The 25040-nt window shown below is 57.4% G+C and carries 22 protein-coding genes and 1 pseudogene; 10 read left to right on the top strand and 13 right to left on the bottom strand.

Annotation, left to right across the window (positions count from 1 at the left end):
• Positions 1 to 6: 6 nt before the first annotated feature.
• From N879_RS05085 to N879_RS05045, 9 genes are all read left to right on the top strand, one after another.
• Positions 7 to 543 (top strand): aromatic-ring-hydroxylating dioxygenase subunit beta, encoded by a 537-nt coding sequence (locus N879_RS05085; protein WP_009460943.1) that lies wholly within the window; start codon positions 7 to 9, stop codon positions 541 to 543.
• Positions 543 to 1151 (top strand): cysteine hydrolase, encoded by a 609-nt coding sequence (locus N879_RS05080; protein WP_009460941.1) that lies wholly within the window; start codon positions 543 to 545, stop codon positions 1149 to 1151. The genes N879_RS05085 and N879_RS05080 overlap by 1 nt, the downstream gene beginning before the upstream one ends.
• 9 nt (positions 1152 to 1160) lie before the next feature.
• Positions 1161 to 1988, top strand: a complete 828-nt coding sequence (locus N879_RS05075) for an SDR family oxidoreductase (RefSeq protein ID WP_009460939.1) — start codon at positions 1161 to 1163, stop codon at positions 1986 to 1988.
• A gap of 104 nt (positions 1989 to 2092) precedes the next feature.
• Positions 2093 to 3685 (top strand): phytoene desaturase family protein, encoded by a 1593-nt coding sequence (locus N879_RS05070; RefSeq protein ID WP_009460935.1) that lies wholly within the window; start codon positions 2093 to 2095, stop codon positions 3683 to 3685.
• Between the two features lie 306 nt (positions 3686 to 3991).
• Complete coding sequence (locus N879_RS05065; RefSeq protein ID WP_021446775.1) at positions 3992 to 6433, top strand: DUF3772 domain-containing protein; 2442 nt, start codon at positions 3992 to 3994, stop codon at positions 6431 to 6433.
• 43 nt (positions 6434 to 6476) lie between these two features.
• A complete protein-coding gene (locus N879_RS05060) occupies positions 6477 to 8873 on the top strand; it encodes a mechanosensitive ion channel family protein (RefSeq protein WP_022983194.1) in 2397 nt (798 codons plus the stop codon).
• Between the two features lie 99 nt (positions 8874 to 8972).
• Entirely contained in the window at positions 8973 to 10271 is a 1299-nt protein-coding gene (locus tag N879_RS05055) for an MFS transporter (RefSeq protein ID WP_009459482.1), read from the top strand.
• A 15-nt stretch (positions 10272 to 10286) separates the two neighbouring features.
• Positions 10287 to 11402, top strand: a complete 1116-nt coding sequence (locus N879_RS05050; protein ID WP_235484240.1) for an aminotransferase class V-fold PLP-dependent enzyme — start codon at positions 10287 to 10289, stop codon at positions 11400 to 11402.
• 13 nt (positions 11403 to 11415) lie between these two features.
• Positions 11416 to 11832, top strand: a complete 417-nt coding sequence (locus N879_RS05045; protein ID WP_009459478.1) for a hypothetical protein — start codon at positions 11416 to 11418, stop codon at positions 11830 to 11832.
• Between the two features lie 9 nt (positions 11833 to 11841).
• On the opposite strand, the gene N879_RS05040 is transcribed toward N879_RS05045, so the two are convergent.
• The 4 genes from N879_RS05040 to mgtE all read right to left on the bottom strand — a co-directional run bounded on the left by N879_RS05040 (position 11842) and on the right by mgtE (position 17949).
• Positions 11842 to 12414 (bottom strand): helix-turn-helix domain-containing protein, encoded by a 573-nt coding sequence (locus N879_RS05040; RefSeq protein WP_009459475.1) that lies wholly within the window; start codon positions 12412 to 12414, stop codon positions 11842 to 11844.
• A gap of 58 nt (positions 12415 to 12472) precedes the next feature.
• The gene (locus N879_RS05035; protein ID WP_009459474.1) at positions 12473 to 13489 is read right to left on the bottom strand and encodes a response regulator; all 1017 of its coding nucleotides are present in this window, start codon (positions 13487 to 13489) and stop codon (positions 12473 to 12475) included.
• The gene (locus N879_RS05030) at positions 13482 to 16448 is read right to left on the bottom strand and encodes an MHYT domain-containing protein (protein WP_022983193.1); all 2967 of its coding nucleotides are present in this window, start codon (positions 16446 to 16448) and stop codon (positions 13482 to 13484) included. Before N879_RS05030 ends, N879_RS05035 begins: the two co-directional genes overlap by 8 nt.
• 160 nt (positions 16449 to 16608) lie before the next feature.
• Positions 16609 to 17949, bottom strand: coding sequence for a magnesium transporter (mgtE, locus tag N879_RS05025; RefSeq protein ID WP_021446772.1), 1341 nt, complete (start codon positions 17947 to 17949; stop codon positions 16609 to 16611).
• Between the two features lie 483 nt (positions 17950 to 18432).
• Here mgtE and cnbZ point away from each other — a divergent pair, with 483 nt between their 5' ends.
• Positions 18433 to 19194, top strand: coding sequence for a 2-amino-5-chloromuconate deaminase CnbZ (gene cnbZ / locus N879_RS05020; RefSeq protein ID WP_009459468.1), 762 nt, complete (start codon positions 18433 to 18435; stop codon positions 19192 to 19194).
• Positions 19195 to 19259: 65 nt separating this feature from the next.
• Here cnbZ and nhaA read toward each other — a convergent pair whose 3' ends face one another.
• From nhaA to N879_RS20855, 9 genes and pseudogenes are all read right to left on the bottom strand, one after another.
• Positions 19260 to 20624, bottom strand: a complete 1365-nt coding sequence (gene nhaA / locus N879_RS05015) for a Na+/H+ antiporter NhaA (RefSeq protein WP_021446771.1) — start codon at positions 20622 to 20624, stop codon at positions 19260 to 19262.
• Positions 20625 to 20742: 118 nt separating this feature from the next.
• Positions 20743 to 21201 carry a D-aminoacyl-tRNA deacylase gene (gene dtd, locus N879_RS05010; RefSeq protein ID WP_009459465.1) on the bottom strand — a complete coding sequence of 153 codons (459 nt, stop codon included), beginning with the start codon at positions 21199 to 21201 and terminating at the stop codon, positions 20743 to 20745.
• 15 nt (positions 21202 to 21216) lie between these two features.
• On the bottom strand, positions 21217 to 21561 hold the full coding sequence (locus N879_RS05005; RefSeq protein ID WP_009459464.1) for a DMT family transporter: 345 nt from the start codon (positions 21559 to 21561) through the stop codon (positions 21217 to 21219).
• A gap of 6 nt (positions 21562 to 21567) precedes the next feature.
• Complete coding sequence (locus tag N879_RS05000) at positions 21568 to 22086, bottom strand: DedA family protein (RefSeq protein WP_009459463.1); 519 nt, start codon at positions 22084 to 22086, stop codon at positions 21568 to 21570.
• Positions 22087 to 22123: 37 nt separating this feature from the next.
• Positions 22124 to 22594: a GNAT family N-acetyltransferase gene (locus N879_RS04995; protein ID WP_009459462.1), complete on the bottom strand. Its 471-nt coding sequence runs from the start codon at positions 22592 to 22594 to the stop codon at positions 22124 to 22126.
• A complete protein-coding gene (locus tag N879_RS04990; RefSeq protein ID WP_009459461.1) occupies positions 22591 to 22992 on the bottom strand; it encodes a YchJ family protein in 402 nt (133 codons plus the stop codon). The genes N879_RS04995 and N879_RS04990 overlap by 4 nt, the downstream gene beginning before the upstream one ends.
• 335 nt (positions 22993 to 23327) lie before the next feature.
• Positions 23328 to 24086 carry a M48 family metallopeptidase gene (locus tag N879_RS04985; RefSeq protein WP_009459460.1) on the bottom strand — a complete coding sequence of 253 codons (759 nt, stop codon included), beginning with the start codon at positions 24084 to 24086 and terminating at the stop codon, positions 23328 to 23330.
• A gap of 277 nt (positions 24087 to 24363) precedes the next feature.
• Positions 24364 to 24837: pseudogene (locus N879_RS04980) on the bottom strand (MFS transporter); the annotation flags it as partial.
• Between the two features lie 12 nt (positions 24838 to 24849).
• The gene (locus N879_RS20855; protein ID WP_009459451.1) at positions 24850 to 24975 is read right to left on the bottom strand and encodes a major facilitator superfamily transporter; all 126 of its coding nucleotides are present in this window, start codon (positions 24973 to 24975) and stop codon (positions 24850 to 24852) included.
• Between the last annotated feature and the right edge of the window lie 65 nt (positions 24976 to 25040).

The raw sequence follows: 25040 nt of genomic DNA, 5'->3' as shown, positions 1-25040 counted from the left end.
ATTCTTATGTTGTTTGATATTGATTTTGACGTCAGCGTGGATCAGGTCACGCCTGTGAACCTGAGCCTGGAAGCCATCCGTGAAGTGGAGCAGTTCATCTATCACGAAGCTCGTTTGCTGGACGAGCGTCGCTGGCAAGCATGGCTGAATCTGTGGACCGAGGAGGGCATGTACTGGATTCCTCACAGCTACGATCAGGAAAGCCCTTACGAGCACATTTCCCTGTGCTGGGAAAACAAGCTGCTGCGTGAATTGCGTATCCGTCGTCTGGAAAACCACCGCAACTGGTCCCAGCAGCCAATCACACAGTCCTGCCGTGTGCTGGGCAATGTGATGATTGATGGCACTGATCCGGAAGGCTATCTGGTGGTGCGTTCCAGCTTCCACTCCATGGAGTGGCGTGGCAAGGATCCGGTCTACCGTGTGGGCAGCCTGATTCACAAGCTGCAGGCCCAGGAGGGCGGTGGCTGGAAACTGCGCATGAAGCAGGTGAACCTGGTGGATCGTGACGCGGTTCACGGCGCTATTCAGGTGTACATCTAATGTCGGCAGCCCATCACACAGCCTTGCTGGCCCTGCATTATCAAAACGACGTCCTGCACGCCGATGGCCTGATCCGTGTGGGGGTAGAGGCCAATAGCCCCCAGCGTCAGGCCTTGATCGAGGCCGCAGGCCGTTTGCTGGCGCAGGCTCGCGCACAGGGCGTGCCCATTGTGCATGTGCGGGTGGGCTATCGGCCCGACTATGCCGACCTGCTGTGCAATGCGCCGATTCTGCACAATGTGAAACGAATCGGTGCCATGAAGACTGGCAGTTGGGGAGCCCAGTTCTTTGACGGGCTGGCTCCCTTGCCCGATGAGTTTGAAGTTCACCACACGCGTATCAACGCTTTCTTTGGTTCCGCGCTGGAGCCAGTGGTGCGTCGTTTGGGCGTGGAGCGTCTGGTGATTGCCGGTGTGGCTACCCATTCTGTGGTCGAGAGCACCGTGCGCCATGCGGTGGATATGGGCTATGAGGTGGCGGTGGTGGCCAGCGCCTGCGGCGCTCCACCCACTACGCACGAAGCCTCCCTGGCCAGCATGAGCCTGATTGCTCATATTGACCGGGACGAAGATTGGGCGACGGTTTTCGGCGCGCCACAAGCACAGTAGGAGAAGGACATGCAGCAGGACATGAAGGTGAATTTACAAGGTAAGGTCGCCATCGTGACCGGGTCCACGCAAGGGCTGGGGGCGGACATCGCCCTGGCTCTGTGTGCCGCCGGTGCGTGGGTGCTGATTGTGGGCCGCAGCCAGGAAGAGGGTCAGCGTACCGAGGCGCGTTTGCAAGCGGTGGGCAAGGCTCAGTTCATGGCCGCCAATATTTGCGACGATGCCCAGCTGGATGCCTGTGTACAGGCGGCTCTGGCGCAAACCGGGCGCATTGATATTGTGGTCAACAATGCCTGCTCGTATGGCGATGAAGGCCTGGCCTCCAGCCGCGAGCTCTGGCATCAGACGCTGGACGTGAACCTGATCTCCAGCGCCATTCTGGCCCAGAAAGCCACGCCTTATATGGGGCAGGGCGGGGTCATCATCAATATGGGCAGTACGGGTGGCAAGTTTGGCGTGGCTGGACGTGCGTTGTATCCCGCTTCCAAAGCGGCCATCCTGCAGTTCACCAAGAGTCTGGCGGTGGAGCTGGCTCCCTCGGGCATTCGTGTGCTGACAGTCTCGCCCGCCTGGACCTGGTCGCCGTCCGTTGAACGCATGAGCGGCGGTTCGCGTGAACTGGCCAACCAGGTCGGTGCACAAGTGCATCCTTTGGGCCGTGTGGGTTCGGGTGAAGAGGTTGCTCAGGTAGTGCTGTTTGCCGTGTCGGGCGCGGCGTCCTGGATGACAGGGATTGATCTGCCCGTCGATGGTGGCTTTTCCGTGCTCGGGCCAGAACAGGGCAAGTCGCCCCGTCACTGGTTTGAACGCTGGCAGGCGCAGTCGTCTGGCTCGTAAATAGAAAAGTGCGGTAAAAGATGTCCAGGGCTTGTTGACACCTGTTTCTTGCTGCGTGTTCACAAGCCCTGACCCCGTTCAGGGCAATTTAAAAAAGGTGTGGGATGACAGACTCAACAAATAAAAAATCGTATGCCGTTATTGTGGTGGGCAGTGGCATTAACTCCCTGGTGTGTGCCGCCTTGCTGGCGCAAAAGGGCAAGCAGGTCCTGGTGCTGGAGCGTAACGACCGTGCGGGTGGGTGTATCCGCACCGAGGAACTGTTCCCCGGCTTTACCCATGAATTGCTGTCGTCCTGGTACCCCTTGTTCACCTCCGGTGCGGCCTATGCCCGTCTGAAAGACGATCTGGCTGCCCAGGGCGTGGAGTTTCTGGAAAACGGCTACACCACGGGGGTGGTGGGCAGCGATGGCAAAGGCCTGGCCCTGCGTCACGATGTGGGTGATTCCATTCAGCGTATCAATGGTTTGCAAGCTGGCGATGGCGATGCTTTTGGTGCCATGTGCAGCCAGTTGTTCGAGCGCGATGCGGGCCTGACCTTTGGCTTGCTGGGCACAGAACCTTACAGCCGTGGCTTGTTGGGTCTGCTGTTCTCGCAATGGCGCAAGCGTCGCATGGACGGCATGGTGCAGTATGGTCGCGAGTCGCTGGAATCCTTCCGTCGCTGGGCGGACCGGGAGCTGAAGGATGACCGCGTGCGCGGCATGATGGCCCCCTGGGTTCTGCATTCGGGCCTGGGCCCTGATGATGCCTGCTCGGCACTGATCGGCAAGCTGACCTTTGCGGCTGTGGTCGCCGGTGGCATGCCCGTGGTGAAAGGCGGCGGCCAGAATCTGGTGCGTGCTCTGTGCGCTATTATTGAAAAAGCCGGTGGCCGTATTCAGCTGAACACGGAAGTGGAAGAAATTGTGCTGGACGGCCAGAAGGCTCGTGGCGTGCGTGCCGGTGGTCAAGTCTACGAAGCCAGCCATGTGGTGTGCAACGTTACACCGCCACAGCTCTATGGTCGTTTGTTGCCGGGTGCTCCCGCCCAAGTACGTGAACAAGCCAATGCCTACCGTTTTGGCCGTGGCGACATGCAGATTCATCTGGCGTTGGACAGCATGCCCAACTGGAGCGATCCAGAGCTGCTGAAAGTACCGTTGCTGCACTTGTCCGACAGCCTGGAGGACGTCAGCATGAGCGTGGCCCAGGCCAATAACGGCCTGATCCCGGCCAAGTTCACCGTGGCGATCGGCCAGCCATGCTCGCTGGACCCCAGCCGTGCGCCGGAAGGCAAATGGATACTGTGGATGCAGATGCAGGACATGCCATCCAAGCTGCGCGGCGATGCTGCTGGCAAGATCGACGTGCCAGAAGACGGCAAATGGACCGAAGAAGTCAGCAAGGCCGTGGCCGAGCGCATTATCGACCAGCTGGAAGGCGTGATGCCCGGTTTGCGTCAGCAGATCGTGGGCCAGAAAGTGCTGTCGCCTGCCGATCTGGAGTCCATCAACTGCAACCTGGTGGGCGGGGACCCGTACTCGGGCATTTGCTCCCCTGATCAGTTCTTCTGGATGCGCCCTTTTGCCTCCAGTAACGGTGCCCGGTCTCACGCCACACCGTACAAGAACGTCTATCACATCGGTGCATCCACCCACCCAGGCCCAGGCCTGGCAGGGGCGTCGGGTTTCATGGTGGCGGAGCAGATTCGTTAATCCTGCTTGTTCCTGGGCCTGAGGCTTGATGCCTGCAGGCAGAATAACCGGCCGGGGTAGGTGTTTTGCACCTGTTCTGGCCGGTTTTTTTTGCTTCTTGGCATTCAGCCAGAAGGGGGGATGAGGGGGAGTAAAGGAGCCGGAACCTGAAAAGTGAGCAGTTCGGGGCGTTTATCGCCTAAAAAAACAGGGTTCTCGTGAATACCTCATGCGCCAAGCCCACAATAGTTCGGTATTCTGTGCATGTTTTCTGCTGCCCTGGCGGTTTCATGCTTGGGGCCTCATTGTTTAGCCGGAGTTTTATTGATGCACGCTTTTCGCCGTTCGCGCCTGTGTGCTTTTTTGTCCTTGTGGCTGCTGGCTGTGGTGCTGGCTGTTACCGCTGTCCCTGTGACGGCCGAGACGGTGGCATTGACGCCTGCGCAGGCCAGTGAATCCCTGAATGAATTGCGTGACACGCTGCAAACTGTCCAGGACCGTTTGCAGAAAAATGATGGCTTGGGCGATTCCGATCTGGTTGCCTTGCGCAATCAGTTGCTGCTGGCGCAAGAGCAGGCTCAGGAAATGAGTGTGCGTCTGGAGCCTGAGCTGTTGAGCGTGACCGCGCGTCTGAATCAGTTGGGGCCTGTGGATGATCCGGCGGGGGAGTCCGAGGACATTGCGCGCCAGCGTGCTCAATTGCAGCAGGCGGTGACCGAGCTGGACGGCATGATCAAGCTGGCCCGTTTGATCGGCGTGGAAACAACGCAAGGCCTGGATCAGGTGTCCAAGCAGCGCCGCGTAATTTTCCAGGCGGAATTGGGTCGGCAGTCGCAGTCCGTGTTGACACCACGCTTCTGGCGCAATGTGTCGCGCGATTTGCCCGGTGATCTGGCCAGGGTCGAGCGCATGCGCAAGGATCTGGCCCAGCGGGTAACAGATTTGCCCGCTTATGTGCTGTGGTCGGCAGGAGCCTTGGCTCTGGTCTTGCTGGCTTTGTCGGTCTGGGCGGTACGGGGGCTGGAGCGTTTTACCATCAACCACACCAAGCCCTCGCGCTTGCGACGCTCTTTTTATGCGACGGCCTTGATTGTGCTCTACAGCCTGACGCCCGGTTTGCTGGCGTCGGTGGCGGCAGGGCTGTTTTACTGGAACGGCAATCTGGCTCCGGATCTGTCCAGCTTTGTGTCCAAGTCCGTATTCGCCTTGTATCTGGGTGGCTTTGTGACCGGGATGGGCCGCGTGCTTTTGTCGGCGCAGCGTCCTAGCTGGCGCTTGCCTCCCATCCCCAGCAATGTAGCTTTGAAGCTGGCATGGTTGCCCATTGCTCTGGGCATCATGGTGGCCTTGACCTGGATGTCGCAGCAATTGCTGGGCCTGATCAACGCCACGCTCAGCACTACCTTGCTGGTCAACAGCTTTAACACGCTGACACTGAGCATCTTTATTGCCATTGCAGCCTGGAACTTGAGCCAGGGGCGTGAGAAGACCCCCGTTCCAGAGGGCGGCGAGGACCCGCAGAAAACGGCTTCGGTTCAGCAGGGGACGACCTGGTTACGCGCCATTCCTATCACCCTGGGTGTGGTCATTGGGCTAGGGATGATTGCCTTCTTGCTGGGCTACATCGCCTTGAGCAGTCTGATTGTGCAAGAGGTCTTGTGGCTGAGTCTGGTGATTTGCACCTGCTATGTCCTGGTCGCACTGATTGCGGATATCGGTCAAAGCCTCTTGCTGCAATTTAAAGAGAAGCGCGCCGCTAATGAATGGAGCAGTACCCAATTGCGTGGCAGCAGCCAGATCGTGATCGTGCTGTCCGGAGCATTGCGTTTATGCCTGATTATTACGGCGATTACCCTGGTCTTGCTGCCTTTTGGGGAAGACCCCACGCAGTGGCTGCAGCGTCGTTTGGGCTTTTTGGTTAAAGGTTTTTCTTTAGGTCAGGTTCAGTTAAAACCCAGCTCGGTCCTGCTGGCCGTACTGATTCTGGTGCTGGGCATTTTGTTTGTCAAAGCCTTGCAGCGCTGGGTTGCCAACCAGCTTTTACCCGCCACGCGTATCGATCCGGGTATGCGAGTGTCTACTGCTAATCTGTTCAGCTATGTGGGCTACTTTATTGTGGTGGCTACGGCGATTTCGTCTCTCGGAATCGGTCTGGAGCGCATGGCCTGGGTGATTTCAGCCTTGTCGGTGGGTATCGGTTTTGGCTTGCAAGCGGTGGTGCAGAACTTTGTATCGGGGCTGATTCTATTGGCCGAACGTCCCATCAAAATTGGGGACTGGGTCAGCCTGAACGGGGTAGAGGGCAATGTACGCAAGATCAATGCCCGTGCCACGGAAATTGAAATGTTCGACCGCTCCACCTTGATCGTGCCGAACTCCGAATTCATCACCAAAACCGTGCGTAATGTGACCTTGAGCAACCCCTTGGGGGTGGTGAAGGTCAAGATCAATATGCCTATCGACACAGACGCTAAACGGGTACGTTCTATCATGCTGGATGTGATGCAGAACTACAGCGACGTGCTGGCCGACCCGGCGCCGGATGTGACGCTGGACGGCTTTGATGCTAACGGCTTGCAGTTTACGGCGACCTGCTATGTAAGCTCGCCTCGCATTGGCAGCCGGGTACGCAGTGTCCTGATGTTCGATATTCTGGATGAATTACGCAAGGAAGGTCTGGCGTTGCACCATACTCAGACCATGACGGTATTGCCCAATACACCGGTCGCCAGCCAGAGTGAAAGCGGCAACCCCTTGCTGAATGATTGAACCTCGATAAAAACAACAGGCAGGCCCCAGGGAGACAACAGCCATGAAGACGCTACGACTAGGTGTGCAGGTCTTGCTCTTGTTTATTGGCCTGCTGCTGGGGGGCGGGTCTCAGGCACAAACCCTGTCCGAGATTGAGCAAGAGCGTCAGCTGATGCGGGAGCTGCAGCAGGCGCAAGATGAAGTTCGCCTTTTGCAGTATCGCCTGGAAGGCAATCAAACCTCCATACGACGCGAACGTAGCTACGAGTTCGAGCAGAAGCTCACCCATGCGCGCGATCTGTCCAGCCGGGTCGTGCAAAAGCTGGAGCGACGTAGCCGCTTGTTGCGGGCGCGCTTGCAGGAGCTGGGTGAAGATGCTGGAGACGAGGCAGACCAAACCACACTTCATAACGAGCGTCAGCAATTGAGACGGGCTGACGCGGCCTTGCGCGCAGACTTGCGGGTAGCACGCCTGGTGCAACTGGAAACGGAACAGACAGGTCAGCTGTTGCGGGATGCGACAGCGCGCTATGAACATGCCAAGCGCTGGCAACGCAGTGCTTCCCTGGTCTTGTTGCAAAGTCTGCCTGGATTGAGCGAGGCCTGGCCGGCGGATCGGCAAAAACTGTTCGACTTCGCTCAGCAGTGGCGTGAAACCTGGAAAGACACGAGCTGGCAGCAAAGTAACGCATCATTCGGGATGGTGATCGCCGTTCTGATCATGGGGTTTGTTTTGCTGCGACTGATGCCGGTGTGGATCAGCCGTTATTTACCGACAGGGCGTTTGCGCCGCTCCAGCCTGACTCTGGCCAATTTCCTGTTGTGGTTTTTTGTCAGCTTGATTCTGGTGGATCAGTTGATTGAGCTGTTCTTCGATCGCCCAGGCATTAGCGCCATGCAGTTTGAACTGCTGGCTACCTTGAAGTTCGGAGCGGCAGTGGCGGCGGTGGTGCTGGCCACCATGAAAGGTATCTTGATCCAGAGTCGTGCCTCCTGGCGCTTGCTGCCCTTGTCGACTCAGGCGCAAGGGCGAATGCGTTATTTTGCACTCGCCTTTTTTCTGATTGCCTATCTGGACATTGTGGCGACCTTTTTTAAAGGTTCGATAGGAACGTCAGACACGTTTCAAGCCTTGATGGATGGCATCACCAGCCTGCTTTACCTGGTCTTGTATGGCTATGGCTTGTGGATACTGCGGGCCGAGCTGTTTGGCCAGACCGAATCGTCGGGGCAGGACTCTGTCAGAACAGCGCGTAGCTGGGCGCGCCTGGTCTTCAAAGGGGCCGTCGCCGTCTATATTCTGGTCGCTGGGCTGTTCATCGGTGGGTGGCAGGGCTTGTCGGATGATTTGATGTCCCACTTCATCACCATGCCTTTGATCTTTGGCTTGATTGCCTATGTCTTCATGGTGTGGCTGCAGGACATCTCGGACTCCTTGCTGGCCTATTTGCACAACCGCAGCCGTGATCCTGATGCGGCACCGATTCGCGTGCAAAGCCAGTTCATTGTTGTGTTTTTTGCTATCGCCCGGATGAGCGTGTTGCTTCTGGCGATCTGGATGGTGAGTGGGGATTGGTTAACTGAACCCAAACAGATGCTGGAGTCGGGACTGGATGTCTCGCGTGAGGCCTTGCGTCTTGGAGCGGTGCAGTGGCGCCTGGACTTGTGGCTGATTGCCTTGGGCGTGATGCTGGTGGGAGGTGTTCTGATTCATTTTCTGCGCACCTGGCTGCGTCAGAATTACATGCCTAACACCACGCTGGAGCCGGGCCTGCAAAATGCGATCGTGGGCATGGTTGGGTACGTTGCCTATTTTGTTCTGTTGGTGATCTGCCTGTCCATGCTGGGTGTGCCGATTGAATCGGTGACCTGGATCTTTACGGCCTTGACGGTGGGTCTGGGTTTTGGCTTGCGAGGCATTGTGCAGAACATTGCCTCTGGCCTGATGCTGATGGTCGAGCGTCCCGTCAAAGTGGGAGACTGGGTGGAGGTAGAGGGCAGCGAAGGCAATGTGCGCCAGATTCGCTTGCGGGCGACCTATGTTGAGCGCTTTGATCGCACCATGGTCATGGTCCCCAACTCCCAGATGATGGGGCGGCAGGTGCGTAATCTGACTTACACCCCGACCTCCTTGGGCGCGATCGAGTCCCGCTTGCTGTTTCCGCTGGATGTGGACGCGGATGCGGTCATGCAGATTTTGCGTGAGGCCGTACAGTCCGAACCGGAAATTCTGACCGAGCCAGCCCCTATCTTGTCTTGCGACGGAATTTTTGGGGATGGGGTGGCATTCAGCACCCGTTGTTTCATCAATACCATGCGAGTCCAGCGCCGGGTGCGCAGCAATCTGATGCTCGATATTCTGCGGCGCTTGCGTCAACAGGGCATCAGTCTGCATCCGGCCCAACGCTGGGTTCAGGAAGCCATGGACAAGGACAGGGCCGAAGACCCCGACCTTTAGGGTTTTCCCAGTGATTGAAAGCTGAAATATTCATCCGTATAATTTGTTTAGCCACACTAAACAGAATAGACGCATTATGCGTATCAGGATGGATGAGACATGAGCAAGAAACAGTCCCCACAGGACGAGGCCCCCGTATCGCCGTGGCGTGCCGCCAGCGCAGCGGGTTTGGGCACCATGATCGAGTATTACGACTTTCAGCTGTACGGCGTCCTGGCTGTGACGCTAAGCGTGCTGTTTTTTCACGCCGGCAATGAGAACGCGGCCTTGCTGTCCACATTGGCCGTGTTTGGCGGCGCCTTTCTGGCACGTCCCTTAGGCGGTATTTTCTTTGGCTGGTTTGGCGACAAGCATGGCCGTACCGCTGCCTTGATGTTCACGATTGTGGGCATTGGAGTGGCCAGCGCCTTGATGGGCATGTTGCCTACCTACGCCACGCTGGGCCTGGCTGCACCGGCCTTGCTATTGCTGTGTCGTTTGCTGCAGGGTTTTTTTGCCGGTGGTGAAATTACGGGCGCGGCCACCTATGTGGCGGAATGCTCGCCTCCCGGCAAGCGCGGTTTCTTTGGCGCGTTCAACCCGGCCGCCGCCACTTTGGGCTTGTCCCTGGCCACCGGCGTCGCGGGGTTGGTGACGGCGCTGGTGGGTAAGGAAGCCATGCTGGATTGGGGCTGGCGTATTCCCTTTCTGCTGTCCATTCCGCTGATCATTCTGTGTGTCTGGGCTCGTTCACGTATCGAGGATTCGCCGCGCTTTAAGGAAATGCTCAAAAGCCATCACCCCGAGCATTCGCCTTTGTCCTTGATTGTGCGTGATTACCGCCGTCCCCTCTTGCAAGTCATTGCCATTGGTTTTGCACAGAATGCAGCAGGCTACGTGGGCGTGGTCTATCTGAGTACCCATTTGATTCACACCCTGAAATACGACGGCACCGCGGTGTTCTGGCTGATTTCCCTGGTCACCTTGTGCTCGGCCTTCATCATGCCTTTTGCCGGTGGCCTGTCTGATCGCTTTGGCCGCAAACCCTTGCTGACGATTGGCTTGCTGGGCTATCTGGTGCTGGTGCCGCTGACGATGTGGGTCGCCTCCTGGGGCAGTTTCCCGCTGGCGGTGATCGCGGTGGCCGTGTCCATTTTGCCCTTCATCGTAGTGCAGGCCGTGGGCTACCCCTTGTATGCCGAATTGTTCCCTACGCGAGTGCGCTATAGCGGCGTGTCGCTGGGCTTTAACATCGCCACCATTCTGGGTGGAGCGACGGCGCCATTCGTGGCGTCCTGGCTGACGGGCCTGACCGGTTCGAGCATGGCACCTGCCTTTTACGTGATGGTAGTGGCGCTGATCGGGATTGTGGCTTTGAGCACGGTGCAGGAAACCTCTGGCCGTCAGTTGGCCGATTGATTTTCAAGGAAGTAAATGATGTCCGGATATTTTCTTTATCACTCCATTGGCATGTTCGAGGGCAAGGAAGCGGCCATGCGTGCCGAGCTGGATCAGTTCAGCCAGGTCTGGTCGGCGCAGGACGATGCCCAGTGGGGGTACGCTCTGGGCCAGAAACAGGCTTTCATGGATGCCTGGGCCCGTTTGATTGGTGCTGATTCCAAGGATATTGCGCTAAGTGAAAATGTCACTGGCGGCCTCTACAGCATTCTGGGTTCTTTGCCTTCGCATGTGCTTAAAGGACGTACCTTGCTGGTTGCGGCCGATTGCTTTCCCAGCCTGCATTTCCTGTTGCAAAAACTGGCCTTGCGCCTGGGCTTCACCTTGCGCACCGTACCTTTGAGTGCGGGCCTGTCCTATGTGACGGACGATGATTTCATCAATGCCTGGGATAACAGTGTGGGTTTGGCCCTGGTGACCTGGGTCAGCTCTACGTCATCGCACCGGGTGGATGTGGATCGCATGGCGCAATGTGCGACGGAGCACGGCAGCCTGATGGCGCTGGATTTGACACAAGCTGCCGGGCTGGTGCCGTTCACCGTGCATGAAGGCGTGGCCTTTACCTTGTCGGCCTCCTTGAAGTGGGCATGCGGCGTGTCCGGTGCCAGCCTCTTGCATGTGCGTGCAGATTTGATCGAGCAGTGCGAGCCGGAGTTTCGCGGCTGGTTCAGCCAGGAAAATCCCTTTAACTGGAATCTGGACCAGTTCAGCTATGCTGACGGCGCGCGTCGTTTCGACCACGGCACACCGGCTATTTTGGGAAGTATTGCGTCCCTGCCTGGCATGCGTTTCGTGCTGGAAACTGGCGTAGAAAAACTGCTGGAGCAAAACCGGGCATTGACGGCGGTCTTGCTGGATCGTGCGGCCAAAGCCAATTGGCCCGTGCTGACCCCATTGGCCGAGAACGAGCGCGGCGGCAGCATCATGTTGCGCGCCAGCAGTGCCCAACGCGCTCAGGCTATGGTGGATCAGCTGCGTGAGCAGGAGCTCTATTGCGATCAGCGTGACGGCGTATTGCGTCTGTCGCCCGGTAATGTCTGCACCGAGCAGGATGTACTGCGCTTGTGCGACACCTTGCAAGCCGGTTGGTAAAGGAGGAGGGGATATGGATAGCCAAACCTGGGCTCATCAGGCCAGCCGTCGTATCGAACGATCCGCCAAGGTCGTGATGGACTATATGGCGGATCTGGATGCGCTGGGACGCTGGTCTCTGGGCTGCTTTGACACCGAAACGGTGGAGCCTGGCCTGGTGGTGGGGACGTCCTTGTTTGATGGTGGCCAAACCCATGTCAGCGTGGAGATTCTGGCCGAGCAAGGGCTGATTCGCTATTGGGTAGGTAGCGCCACACAACGTACGCCGCGCATCAGCGCCATGGTGCAGCCGCTGGATCAGAATTCCTGCATCTTGATCATGCTGGCGACACGCGGTGCAGACATGGATGAAAACCGCTGGCTACGTTTGCAGCGTTGCCATGAAACCGAGCTGGACCTGATCCAGGCCCAGCTGCACAGCGCCGCCTAGTGCTCGTGCTTAATAGCTTGGTGGGGTGATCGCCACAATAAAGCGCACATCCGTGTCGTAAGGATTGCGGTAGGCATGGGGCAGGCTGGAGTTGAAATAACAGCTATCGCCCGTTTGCAGACAGTGCTGATCATCCCCTACATCGACCAGCAGCTGGCCTTCCGTCACCAGCACACATTCCTCGGCAGGGTGGCTCCAGCGCTGCCCGACCGAGCTTCCTCCCGGCGGCAAGAAGCCCGCCAGCATTTCAATACTGCCAAAGCCCGGCGACACCCGCTGGTACTGCACGCCCGAAGCGGATTGAATGCTCATGCGCTCGTTCTGGCGCACCACCGCCACTTGCTCCACATTGTCATCCAGCAGGGAAAACAAGGGCGTATCCAGCGCACGTGCAATTTGGCGCAGGGTATCCAGACTGGGTTGGGTCAAACCGCGTTCCACCTGGCTGATCAGGCCGGGGGAGACTTGGGCAAGCTCGGCCAGCTTGCGCAGAGACAGTTTTTTATGAAGTCGGACTTGGCGAATACGCAAAGCGGCCATGTAGATGCGGGGGTAGGTAGTAAAGCCGTCATTGTAGGGCAAGCCCGCAGGGCTGAGGAGCGCGGGACCTGGCCCACCTGCTGCTTACGGGCCAATCGGTTCAAGTCTTTGCCATCGGCTGGGGATCGTCGGCCCATTTTTCTTTGATATGCAGCATTTCAGGCAGGCATTTATCCAGCAGAGCGATCAGTTGCGGGTCAAAGTGCTGACCGGATTGTTCGCGCAGATAGCTGATGCAGCTCTCCACACTCCAGGCTTTCTTATAGGGTCGCTCACTGGCCAAGGCATCAAACACATCGGCCACCGCCACGATGCGGGCGGGCAGGGGGATATTCTCGCCTGTTAAACCATAGGGATAGCCGCTGCCGTCCCATTTTTCATGGTGATACAGCGCGATCGTGCGTGCCAGTTTCAACAAGCCATGCGAGTGCTGGCCAATAATGCGGGCGCCAATCAAGGTGTGCGTACGCATGATTTCCCATTCTTCGGGCGTTAGCTTGCCGGGTTTTTGCAGGATGGAATCCGGGATGCCGATTTTGCCAATATCGTGCATGGGTGCGGCGTGCAGCAGCTCGTCGGCCGCTTCGCTGGAGTAACCCAGCCAATGGGCCAGAATGCGCGTGTAGTGGCTCATGCGGATGACGTGGCGGCCAACTTCGTTGTCCTTGTATTCGGCCGCTGTCCCCAGGCAACGGATAATCTGCAGGCGGCTGTCGCGCAGTTCCTGCATTTGTACCAAGGACAGATGGTTGCGTATACGTGCCTTCAGAATCGCCGGGTTAAAGGGTTTGGAGATGTAGTCCACCGCCCCCATGTCCAGCCCCATTTGCTCATCCTGCGGCTGCGAGAGCGCAGTTACAAAAACAACGGGGATGTGGCGGGTTTTAAGGTCGGCCTTCAAGGCTCGACAGACTTCGTAACCCGACATTTGCGGCATCATGATGTCCAGCAAGATCAGGTCCGGTAGGTCCCGTTGTGCCAGCTCCAGCGCCTTGATGCCATCTTTGGCAAAGAGCAGCCGGAAATCCTGTTGCAGCGTATGGCGCAGAATCTGCAGATTGGCGGGCTCGTCATCGATGAGCAAAAGGGTGGGGCGCGGCGAGGTAAATTCATTCATGGCGTGGCGGATCCTTGGCCAAGCTCGCATTCAGGTCTTTGATCAGCTTGGACAGGATCAGGCTGGCTTGAGCAAAGTCGAACACGTCGATGGTTTTATTAAGATCATTCAGGGTATCGGTTTGCCCTGTGCTTTCCAGATACTGACAGACCACTTGCAAGGCAGGCTCGTCCAGCTCGTTGAGCAAGACGCTGCTATGCAGAATGTGGAGATTGTTCAAGGCAACGTCGGGGGGATGCACCACGACCTGTTGAGCGTCTGAATAAGTAGTCGGTGGGCCGTTGTGACCAAGTTCGTGAGCGATGCGGTTGAACATTTCCTGCAACTGTTCAATACGGCGACGCATCTGGCGAGTTTGACCACGACGAATTTTTTCTTCCAGCTCGGCGCTGAGGGCAGACACTTGGGGCAGGCCCAGATTGCCGGCGGTGCCGCGAATGCCATGCAGGCTGCCCAGCACAATCTCCCAGTTCGGGGATGCCTGCTTGATTTCATCGAGCGGGTAGCGGGTATGCAGGTCAGACAGAAAGCTCAGCAGAGCGCGGCGCAGACGGACCTGGGAACCCCACAGGCTCAGGCCCAACTCCCAATCGATCAGGCTGCTCTCTTGTGGTTCGACGCTGTGCTCCAAGGGGCCGGTGGGGGGCAGACCCATCACCATGGCAATCTCCTGCAGCAAAGAAGGCAGATCCAGCGGTTTGGTGGCAAAGCCATTCATGCCGGCCTCCTGGGCCGCATGACGGTCGGACTCCATGACACTGGCAGTCAGCGCAATCAGTGGCAAAGGCAGCCGCGCTTCGCGGCGTTCCTGTTCGCGCCACCGGCGGGCGGTTTCCAGACCGTCCATCTCGGGCATGTGCACATCCAGCAAGGCCACATCAAAATCTTCTTTGGACAGCAGCTCCAGCACTTTGTGACCGTTGTCGGCCACTGTCACGGAATGTCCGTGCTGCTCCAGGGCCAAGGTCAGCAGTTCCTGATTCAGGCTGATGTCATCGGCCACCAGAATGCGCAGCGGCGGCAGGCGGGGCACGGGCTGATCGTCCGGGCTCAGGCTGGGTTCCTTGCCCGGTTCCAGGGGAATACGGACTTCAAAGACGCTGCCCACACCCAGGGTACTTTCAACCTTCAGCGTGCCGCCCATCAGATCCACCAGCTGGCGGGCAATGGATACGCCCAGGCCGGTACCGCCAAAACGGCGGCTGATGGATACATCGGCCTGTGTAAAGGGGGTGAACACATGGCGCAACTGCTCAGGAGTCATGCCAATGCCGGTGTCCGTGACGCGGATGGAGACGGTATTGCGCCCTGGTTCGGGATTGACATCCACATGCACCGCTCCGCTTTGGGTGAACTTGATGGCATTGCCGATCAGATTGTTCAGCACCTGCTGAATCCGCATCGGGTCGCCCTTGTAAAACTGATGCAGCTCGGGCGCATGGTTCAGACGGAACTCGAGGTTCTTGGCATCCGCTGCCAAACGCAAGGAGGCCACGACCTGATTACACAATTCAATCAGCGAAAAATCCACTTGCTCCAGCTCGACCGAGCCGCGTTCCAGCTTGGTGGTATCCAGAATGTCGTTCAGCAAGGCCAGCAAGGAGTGGGCGGACTGGTTGATGATGGCAAGGTGCTTGTTTTGCTGCGCATTGATCTGATCATTCAGCATCAAGTCGCTAAAGCCAATAATCGCGTTGAGCGGGGTACGGATTTCATGGCTCATATTGGCCAGAAAAGCAGTCTTGGCCTGGGCTGCCTGCTCGGCTTTTTCCGCACTTTGACGCAGGGATTCGGTCAGTGCCTTGTAGCGGCTCATGTCAGTGACAAAACCGACAAACAGCGGGTCACCCGGCTGGCGTACCTTGCCTACGGCCAAGCGCATCGGCAGCAAGCTGCCATCCTTGCGCAAACCGGTGACATCCCGGCCTACGCCAATAATTTTTGGGTCGTTGGTGCGTAAATAATTGGACAGATAGCTGTCGTGGCGCGAGCGGTCCGGCTCGGGCATCAGCATGTTCACATTGCGCCCCAGCACCTCGCCAGCCTTCCAGCCAAACAGGCGTTCGGCTGAATGGTTGAAGTCCAGAATGGTGCCGTGGCTGTTGATGGTAATAATGCCGTCAATCGCGGTATCCACAATGGCCCGGTTGTGCGATTCGCTTTCTTCCATCTTCAAGAACAACTGGCGGTAGCGCAGCAGGCCGTTGGCCGCGGTCACCAGTACCGTCACCGTAATGGTGAAGGTGGACAGCACCATGGAGGCAAAGGTGCTGTTGAAGATGATCATGTCATCGGGCGGTGTGGTCTGGCCTATAAAGCGGGCGGCCGCCATGCCGGTATAGTGCATGCCGGAAATGGCCAGGCCCAGCACAATGCCGCTGATGACCACGCGTTGCAGCAAGGTCAGGCGGGTGCGATGCAGGCGAAAGCGTATCCACAAGGCCAGCGTGGCCAGTACCACGGCCAGCACAATCGACAGGAAGAAGGTGATGGGTTCATAGCGCAACACCGGCGCCATACGCATGGCAGCCATGCCACTGTAATGCATGGTGCCTATACCCAGACCCACCAAAATACCGCCCACAATCAGGTGCGAGCGTTGTACACGGGCTTGCGAGAGAATTTGCAGGGCGACCCAGGATGCCCCTACGCTGGGCAGAACCGACAACATGGTGATGGCCGGGTCGTAATGGACGCTGGTGCAAAGTTCAAACGCCAACATGCCAATAAAGTGCATGGTCCAGATGCCACCGCCCAGGGCGATGGCACCCGTACAAATGGCAATCTGGCGGTGTATGCGCAAATCAGCCATGCGGGCAATATGGGCCGTTTGCAAGGCCATGCCCGAGGAGAAGATGGCAACCAGTAGCGACAGGATGACCAGACCACTGTTATAGCTGCCAACCAAGAAGGGAGCCATCTGGTCTGCACTGATGAAGAACTGGTCGAGTATCCGCATAGGTGCTGATGTCCGAAGCGGCCCATGGGGCCAAGTTAGACGAAATGTGTCAGGCTCCCCCTGCCTGTCAGAGGGAATGTAACGGTGAAATTCGGATAGGTTACCGAGTTTGTCTCTTACTGTGCGCTTTTTTGTATGGATTCAGCAAAAAAATTCATGGCTAGAGCAAGGTTCCTGTCAGCAACATCGCGGCCACGGAGAAGTAAATCACCAAACCGAGCACGTCCACCAGCGTGGCCACCAGGGGAGCCGAGGCACTGGCCGGGTCAAAACCGACGCGCTGCAAGATGAAGGGCAGCATGGAGCCAATACAGGAACCGAACGTCACAATGCCCACCAGAGCCAGCCAGATGGTGAAGGCAATCAGCAAGGAGTGCTCGCCATAGTCGTACAGGCCCAGGTGTTGCCAGATTTCGATACGAATAAAGCCGATCGCCCCCAACATGGTGCCCAGCACCAGACCCACCGGCAATTCGCGCAGCAGTACTCGCCACCAGTCGCGCACCCGGACTTCACCCAGGGCCAGACCGCGAATCAGCAAGGAAGTGGCCTGCGAGCCGGAGTTACCGCCGGAGCTCATGATCAAGGGAATGAACATGGCCAGGACCACGGCCTTTTCCAGCTGTATTTCGTAGTACTGCATGGCACTGGCGGTCAGCATTTCACCCAGGAACAGAATGGCCAGCCAGCCTCCCCGTTTGCGAATCATGGTGCTAAAGCCCGCTTGCAGATAGGGTTTGCCAATATGTTCGGCACCCCCGAAGCGGTTCATGTCTTCGGCGGCCTCGTCCATCAGGGCGTCGATCACGTCGTCTACCGTCACAATGCCGATGATGGCATTGGCCTCGTCCACCACTGGAATGGCCAGAAAGTCGTGGCGGCGTATCAGTTGGGCCACGGCCTCCTTGTCCGTCAGGGCCTGCACGGCAATGGGGCTGTCGCCACTCCACAACTCGGTCAGGGCCGCCTGCGGGTCGGCGCACACCAGCTTGCGCAAAGGCACCACAAATTGCAGTTGTTGCTTGTCGTTGACCACATAGATGGCATAGACCGTTTCGCGGGTACTTTCCACTTCCCGAATGTGCTGCAAGGTTTGTGCCACATTCCAGCTCATGGGCACTTGCAGAAACTCGGTAGTCATGATGCCGCCGGCTGTGTCTGCCGGATAGTGCATCAGACGCATGATGGAGGTGCGGGTGCGCTGGGTCAGGCGGCCAAGAATCTGCTCCTGGTCTTCATGGTCCAGGTCTTGCAGCAAGTCGGCCATTCGGTCTTCGGCCAGTTGCTCCAGCACTGGCAGGCGTTCGGGACGTGTCAGCTCCATCAAGAGCGCACTGGCCCAACGCAACTCCGGCACTTCCAGCAAGGCTTGCAGGCGTTCGTTGTCCAGCTCCTGGGCAGCGAGCAGCGCGGGGCCTTGCTCCAGCTGATTCAGGGCCAGAACAATATCGGCAATCGGGGTTTGAGGGCCAAGTAGCTCAGTTGATGGATGCGTGGACATGCAATACTCCAGTGGGCGTGCAGGTACAGGGTCTTGAGTTCAGGACGTTGGCACCGGGCCAACAGACCGTAAAGCGAACCGGCTCAGTTCGCACGAAACTCGCTAGGATAGCGTTCTTTGCGGATACGTGCTTCCCAAGCCGGGCGCAGGAAACGCCAGGCCGCTGCATTTTGTCTGGGAAATTGCTGATGCTGTGGTCTAAGTATGTCTGTGAATCGATCCATGATTTACCCATAGAACCGCTCAGTGCACTACCAAGCTGAAACTCAGCGTGATGAAGAATATCGCCATCGTAGGGAGGTCTGCGCTGGAAGTCAAAGCGATTGCAATGATGCGCAAAAAAATGATTTGTGCTGTTAAGGTGAGGCTTGTGCCCCTGCACCGAACTTGAGACGGTTAAGAGGGTGCTATAGTGCCCGCTTTGCCGCATAACGGCGACTCGACCCCGGCGGGCCAAGGCCCACTACACGATCAGGAACAACCATGAGCAATGCGATTAATTTTGACAAAGGCAACTACCGCTTCATTCCGACCGGCGTGAACCGCTTTTCGGGCGGGGTGGCCGCTCAGCCCGGTTACGAGATCTGCCGGGTCGTGTTTTCTGCCCCCGTGCCATTGAAAGAAGGTTTTGACTTGATTCAGGCCGTGCTGGAAGCAGAAGAGCGTCCCTTGACAGCCTTGTGCGCCTGCGAGCTGCGCTCGCCCGAGCCAGTTAGCGACAGCGACTTCAACAAGTTCAATGAGCTGTATCTGGAAACGCTGAAAGAGTGGGGCCTGGTCAAAGGCAAGCATAATCCGGTCGCCCGCAGCAACGTGTCGCCGCTGGTAGGCGCACCTGCCGAGCCCAGTTTTTACGCTTTCAGCTACACGGTGGAAACCGATATTGAAGAAGCCACCTTTGTGATCGCAGGCAGCTGCGAAGTCCCCGAAACGCCCGACGACTACATAGAGAGCATTGTGGCCTACCAGGACGTGTCGCCTGAAGGGCTGTTGCAGAAGGCGCAATGGGTTCTGGGTGAAATGGAGCGTCGTCTGGAAGTGTTGGGCCATGAATGGGCTGACACGACGGCCACCCATGCGTACACGGTGCACAATCTGCATCCTTTCATGGCTACTGAACTGGCTCAACGCGGTGCGATCAACCATGGCTTGGGCTGGCACCTGGCCCGTCCTCCCGTCAAGGATCTGGAGTTTGAAATGGATTGCCGCCGTATCCTGAACGAACGCGTGCTGACCATTGATTAATTGATCAGCCCTTAAAACAAACAGGCCCACGCTAGCGTGGGCCTGTTTGTTTGATGTCTGGCTGTTTATGCCTGGCTATAAGCTGCCTGGCTGGCAGACTGCTGATAGCGACGACGCACAATCAGGCCCCACGCCAAGCCCAGAACGGCGGACGCCAAAGAGCCGCACAGAACGCCCAGCTTGGCAGCATCCAGCAAAACGGGCTCGGCAAAGGCCAGGTTGGCCACAAAGATGGACATGGTAAAGCCAATACCGGCCAGCAAACCAATCAGGGTGACGCCGGCCCAATCCATGCCGGCAGGCAGGGTACATAGCCCCAAGCGTACGGGCAACCAGGTGCCCAGCAAGACGCCCAGGGGCTTGCCCACAATCAGGGCAATCGCCACACCAAACAGGGCGCTTTGTGCACCGGCGGCATTCAGGTCCAGACCATTCAGGCTGACCCCGGCATTGGCCAGCGCAAACACCGGCATGATGATGAACGCTACCCAGGGGTGCAGCAGTGCAGGAATACGCTGGACCGGAGGCAGAATCTCGCGTTGAGCCAGCTGCATTTTCTGCAGCGTGTGCATGACTTCGTGGGTGTCATGCTGGCTTTCCAGTTTGGTGGCCAGTTCCAGATTCAGGTGACGGGCCTTGCGAGGCAAGGGCAGGGCGCGCACAGGGCTCATCATGCCCAGAACCACACCGGCCAGTGTGGGGTGAGCACCTGTCTTCAACAAGCCAAACCACAGGATCGCACCGGGAACGACATAGGCCCAGGCCGAGCCTATGCCCATTTTTTGCAGACCCAGGACGGCCACAATACCAACGGCTGCAATCAGGAAGGCGCTATAGTCCAGGCCACCCGAGTAGAAGAAGGCAATGATCAGGATGGCGACCAGGTCATCAATAATGGCCAGCGCCAGCAAAAACACCCGCAAGCTGGGGGGCAGGGAGCGGCCCAGCAAGGCCAGCACACCCACTGCGAAGGCAATATCGGTGGCAGTCGGAATGGCCCAACCCATCAGCACCTTCGGGTCGGGATTCATGGCGGCGTAGATCAGCGCCGGCAGAGTAATGGCGGACAGGGCAGCACAGATAGGCAGCATGGCCGAGCGCCAGTCGGACAGGGCACCGTCATGGATCTCGCGGCGGATCTCCATCCCGACAACCAGGAAGAACAAGGTCATCAGAATATCGTTGACCCAAAAATGCAGATCTTGCGAGAAACGCCAGGAGCCCAGCTCCAAGGTCACTTGGGTGTGCCACAGGGCAGAATAGCTATCGGCAAATGAAGAGTTGGCCCAGATCAGGGCTATGGCGGCAGCCATCAACAAGACCACACCGCCCAGGGCCTCGATATGCAGGAGGCGTTGCAATTGGGCTTGCAACTGGCGGGTCAGAACATGGGCGCGTGGCAAAGGCGCACCGGAAGAAGGGTGGGACATGGTCGGCAAATCTCCACAAGGCGGCCCGACCTTGCGTATGTAATTAACCTGCCTTGCTGCACCATGCCAGCAAAACACCCTGCGCAATTATAGGGATGGAGCCTCTTTAAGGCAATCGTCAGCTTGGGTCTGCGTCGGGCGCAATATGTATGGGAATCGTGACTGGCCCATCGTTGGTCAGGCTCAATTGCATATCGGCACCAAACACGCCGCACTGGGTATCAGGCAGCCGGGTGCGGGCCATGGCTACCAGCTCGTCAAACAAGGGCTGGCTGATTGCAGGAGGCGCAGCGCGGCTGAATCCTGGGCGATTGCCCTTGCGCGTATCGGCCGCCAGGGTGAACTGGCTAACCAGTAATAGCTGACCACCGGCTTGCTGCAAGTTCAGGTTCATCTTGCCTTGCTCGTCCGAGAAAATGCGCAGGGCCAGCAATTTATCCAGCAAGCGTGTGGCTTGCTCGCGGGTGTCACCGTGCTCGGCACAGACCAGAACGGCCATGCCTGCGCCAATTTTTGCGACAGTCTGGTTTTCAATATCGACCTGGGCCTGACGTACCCGTTGAATCAAGGCAATCATATTTATTCACTAAAATCAGTGGCCGACAGATTTGGAGAACAGATTCACAATCAGCACACCCACCACAATAAAACCGATGCCAATCATAGCGGCCAAATCCAGCTTCTGCTTGAAGACCACCCAGCCAATCAAGGAAATCAGCACAATGCCCACTCCACTCCAGATGGCATAGGCCACCCCAACCGGCATGACGCGCAGACTGAGTGACAGAAAGTAGAACGCACCCGCGTAGAACATGATCGTGAAGGCGCTGGGCATCAGGCGCGTGAACTGTTCGGAGCGCTGCAGCAAGCTGGTGGCGATGATCTCGAAGAGAATCGCGATGAATAAATGCAGGTAGGCGAGGCTTACAGGGGTCATTGAAAATCAGGGTTGGAAACTGAACCAGCCAGGTAGCAGCAAGACACTGGCCCACAAGGCGGCCGAGGCCCAGGATGAGATATGAAAACTCAGAGGCGACATGGCACAGGTGCCCGCAATCAAGGGGACAGTTGAGCGCAAGGGACCAACAAAGCGGCAGGCCACAATACTAAACCATCCCCAGCGTGCAAAAAAAGCCTGCGCTTTTGCATACAGATGCAAGCGCTTGCGGGCCCACTCGAAGTGGAACAGATTGCCGCCGTAACGCTGGCCCAGAAAAAACGAGATGGCATTGCCCAGGCCGGCGCCCAGTGTCACGGACAGCCAGATCGGCAGCAAGCTCATTTCCCCGGCGCCGACCAGGGCACCGACGGATAAAAGGATGGCTGTACCCGGTATGATCAGGGCCAAAAAGGGCAGGGACTCGACCAGGCACAAAGCGAAAACAGCGGGGGCCACCCATTGTGGGTTGGCGCTGATCAGGGCTGTGGCCTGTTCTGCAAAATTGCTTAGGGTGCTCAGCATATCAACCAGAAGGAAGGGACAGCATCATTGCAGTCTTTTAGTTCAGGGCAAGGCTCAGAATCAGGCGGTCCTTGTGCTGCAAACCGTCCTCAAACAGGGCCTCGTCGTAATGGTGCAGGAAATAATCGGGCTCTACCGCTATCACTCGAAAGCCGGCGCGCTGGTAGAAAAACAGGGGGTAGCCAATGGTGCCGGTGGCCACATATAAGGTTTGCCCACCTTGTTCGCGTACATAGCTAATCAGGGCAGACAGCAGCTTGGCACCCAATCCATGACCCTGGTGCGAGGGCTGAACGGCGATGTTCATCAGCTCCCAATCCTGGGCGTTCCTGCGCTGCAAAATAGCAGCCGCCACGATGTGTTCCTGATCTTTGATACACCAGGCGTACGGTGTGTCTTTGTAGCTTTCAATCAGACTCGTGCTGGGATCGGCTTCCAGCAGCAAAGCCATGGGCAGGCTGGAGCCATGGACCTGTTCAGCTTGTACAAAGTCGTTGCTTTGGCTCATGAGAAATCCCCGTCCACGTAAAACCATTGGCCTTGTTCAAGGACAAAACGGCTGACTTCATGCAGACGGTTCGCCCGGCCATTCAGACGGTTGCGAGCGACAAATTCCACAATCGCTTCCGTGTCGGAAACACGTTCATGACGTCGCACATCCAGGCCCAACCATTGCAAACCTTCCGGATTGGGTTCCAGCGAATGAGGGCGGGTGGAGCTATGCCAGGTGGCCAGCAGATAGTCCAGATCGTCGCGCACAAAAGCGCTGTACCGCGAGCGCATCAGGGTAGCCGCATCGGGGGCTTGCAAGTACTGCGGGCCTTGGTGCCAAGGGCCGCAACAAACTTCGTAGGTTTTGGGATTGCCGCAGGGACAGGAATTTTTTGAAGAGGAAGACTTTTTCAAGAGCGTAACTGCCAAGACCAAAGAATGGCACAAGCATACCTGAAAGCAGGTACTGGTTTATGGCGCCACCGCGACGAAAAGTAAGGATTTACAGACCAGGTTTTGCTGTAGCTGGATCGCTTGTCAGGCGGGGGCGTTCGAGGGAGTACGGGTGTTGGTAATGTCTGATTGGTTCATCGTATGGATAAAAAGTTCCAGGCCGAGCATCCAGCGTTTGGTAGCGGCGGTCCGATGCTGTGCTGCATCCTGACTTGTGATCCCTAGTGTCCCCATAAAAAAACCCGCCCGCAAAAGCGGACGGGTTAGCGGCATGCGATTCGCTGCGTCGAAGGGGCTTATTTAGCCGCGTCGATGCGCTGTTGCATACGCTGGGCGCGTTCTTTGGAGCCGGGGTGCGAGCTCATCACGCTGCTTTCGCCGCCGTCCAGAGCTGCCAGTTTTTCAAAGGCAGAAACCAGACCCTGGGTCTTGAGCTTGCGCTCGGTCAGCAGGTCAAAGGAGTAGTCGTCAGCGTCGGATTCTTGCGATTGCGAGAACTGAGCGTTCAGGAAGGCTTCGGACAGCTCGCCCAATTGGCTGGAGTTCAACTGAGCAACCACACCGTTACCGGTGGCGGCAGCAGCGTCACGAGCAGCGGACAGGCCGTAGGCGGTTTGCATGGCTTTCTTGCTGTGGCCCAGTTCAACGTGGCCCATTTCGTGACCGATCACGCCGCGCAGTTCGTCGTCGTTCATCTTGTCCATCAGACCGGCATACACACGGATACAACCGTTAGCCATGGCCCAGGCGTTCACTTCCTGAGTCTGGTAAACCTTGAAGTTCGGTGTTTGACCGTTCAACTGTTTCGCCAATGGCTTGACGACACGTTGCAGGCGCTTGTTGTACTTGCTGTTGGGGCTGGCCACTTTGTTTTCAGCATCCATCTGCTTGCAGGACTGATCCGACAGAGCAATCACTTCCTGATCGGACAAATTGAACGCTTGGACAGCCTTGCTGCCGGCACCGACCATGCCACCCACATCCATTGTCTGGCAGCCTGCAGTCAGGCCAGCGACGGCCAGCATAGCGGCCAATGCACCCATACGAAAAGTCATGAACTTCCCCTTCTACTTATATAAAGAGAAGCGATTTTAATGACTAGGCGGCGAAGGGTTCCTGTATAAAACAAACTTTAACAATTGTTGTGGGCGTATTTACAGTTTATGGAAGGCCTTGATGGGCACGATAAGCGATGTTCGCTGCATTTGTGCTCAACCATCGCCTCAGTTCCGGCTCCTACACCCATATGCATGGCCGAGAAGTTCAGGCTGATGCCAGCCTGTGCGGATTCACTGTCGGTATGGATCAAAAAGCTTTGTACGACCGGGGAAATCATCCCGTTGATGCAAACCAGATCAGCACCATGAAGCTGCCTAGCCAAGGCAGGTGGTTCAGTAAAAAGGGCAAGGAAACCAGGCTGCCAAGATAAAGTGCGGCTACAAGGTTCAAGGCTAGCGGGGCTGGCAGGCGATCCGCCAGCCGCCCCATTGGCCAGTTAACATTCCCGCCTGAAACCCCCAACACCAGCGACCCGCTGATCCCCATGAAAATCAGACCAATGGCACGTCCTTGCAGGGAAGGTGGGACCAATTCTGTTGCCAGTGTTGTTGCCAGCACACAGACTACCGCGCTGGCACAAGCCATCATCACTCTTGCCAAAAATAACAGCGTAAAGGAAGGGCTGAGGGCGGCCAGGACATTGCCGAAGACGAATAGTGCCAAGGCACTCAAGTACAGGGGGCGAGGGCGCAGCCGATGTCCCAATAAAGGGACGCATGGCGCCATCAAGGCAAAACTGAGGGAGAAAACTGCCGTTAACTATCCGGCCAGGGCCACTGAGACGCGCAGGTCCGAAGCCACATCCAGTACTAGCCCAACAATGATGTTTTCTGCTGTGCCCGTGACGAAAGTGGCCAAGGCAAACAAGAATACGCGGGGATCCATGCTCTCTTTCCTCTGAACGTGATGACCACGCCAGAACCTTCCGTCGTGGTTAAACCAGGCGAACG

It is taken from the genome of Alcaligenes sp. EGD-AK7, assembly GCF_000465875.3.
GTDB classification, from domain to species: Bacteria; Pseudomonadota; Gammaproteobacteria; order Burkholderiales; family Burkholderiaceae_B; genus Alcaligenes; species Alcaligenes phenolicus.
This window is presented reverse-complemented; position numbering and strand designations above follow the sequence as displayed.